The following is a 1356-nucleotide window of genomic DNA, read 5'->3' as shown; positions in this document are numbered from 1 at the left end:
ATAACTTTTACTTATAGTAAGCATTTTCAGTACGAGTATGGTCAGTATCATCAACCACTTGCGTCAATTCTGGAATTTGCTGTTTCAGCTGCACTTCAACGCCCTGACGCAAGGTCATGTCAACGGCTGAACACCCTTGGCAACCACCGCCGAATTTTAATACAGCAGTCAAGCCAATACCTTCTTCCTCAATCAGCTCAAGCAACTGCACATCACCGCCATGCGCCGCCAAGCCAGGGTTGATCTCTGACTGTAATACATAGTTGATGCGCTCTTCTACACTGGCATCCGCGCCTACTTTTGGTACTTTAGAGTTTGGTGCGCGGAAAGTCAGCTGACCGCCGAAACGGTCTTTATTATAATCAATAACCGCATCTTCTAAATAAGGTACTGACGCCGCTTCGATAAATGCAGAAAAGCTTTCATACGTAAAACATAAATCAGCGCTATCTTCTTCGCCCGGCTGGTTATAAGCCATGCAGCACTCTGCACGCGGTGTACCAGGATGCTCAACGAAAATACGCACACCAATACCATCTGTATCTTGTTTAGACAGCAAATCTGCCAAGTATCCTTGAGCTGATTCGGTAATGGTAATATTACTTTTTGCTTCAGCCTGATCGGTATCTAACGCTGACTCATAGTCAGCTGATGGTGCTACTTGCTCATTCTCACTCATAATACGTCCTATCCGTTATGACACAAGCGCTATATCTGTCTTGGCTGCTGTGTCGTGAATGTTAAATTTGGGTAGCTTATATAATAGGTAATTTGTATAAATTGTATGGAGTATCAGTCATCACAGCCGGCTTTCTACAATGCCGCACGCCGTTGTTAAAAATGGTGATACATTTATATCGGATATTATACCGCACTCAGGCGACAATTCCGACTGCACCACTGTGATTTAAATCATAGCAGCACAAATGACTACTATCAGTTTTTTTAATGGTGTTTATGAAATTTAGAGTAATTGATATATTTCTTCTATATAAAGACAGCTAACGTGATTATCAAGTTGCTTCAACCCCAGTCAGTCACCTATTATTTTAGCTGAATACTAAAGCACGGCTAGTAGTATACGAGACAGCATAGTTAAAGCTATCATCATACCAACTATGCCAAAACTGGTTTTAAGTCTGCTGATACTGGTAGAGTATATTATCCGAATTTTTTTATAGGTTTTCTATTGATTATTATATTAGGCATTATTGCTGCCCTTATCATAGTTGTCGCGCTGTTAGTACCTGAAGGTACTAATTATACTAAAGCCGTAAAAGAAATCATGTCACGCTATATCAAGATTCCTATGTCGCTTGCATTTTTTCGTAATCCATTACTTCAGTTAATATTTTT

General features: G+C 40.3%; 1 protein-coding gene. It reads right to left on the bottom strand.

The window, feature by feature from the left end; all coding sequences use genetic code 11:
* Positions 1–7: 7 nt before the first annotated feature.
* Positions 8–679, bottom strand: a complete 672-nt coding sequence (gene nfuA / locus ACT3QP_RS14785; protein WP_192519900.1) for a Fe-S biogenesis protein NfuA — start codon at positions 677–679, stop codon at positions 8–10.
* Positions 680–1356 lie beyond the last annotated feature (677 nt).

It is taken from the genome of Psychrobacter sp. AOP7-B1-24 (genome assembly GCF_052376215.1).
In the GTDB taxonomy this organism is placed as follows: domain Bacteria; phylum Pseudomonadota; class Gammaproteobacteria; order Pseudomonadales; family Moraxellaceae; genus Psychrobacter.
This window is presented reverse-complemented; position numbering and strand designations above follow the sequence as displayed.

What these genes read in the sequence shown, in the direction of transcription:
- nfuA (WP_192519900.1), bottom strand. Translation starts at nt 679, where the DNA reads ATGAGTGAGAATGAGCAAGTAGCACCATCAGCTGACTATGAGTCAGCG.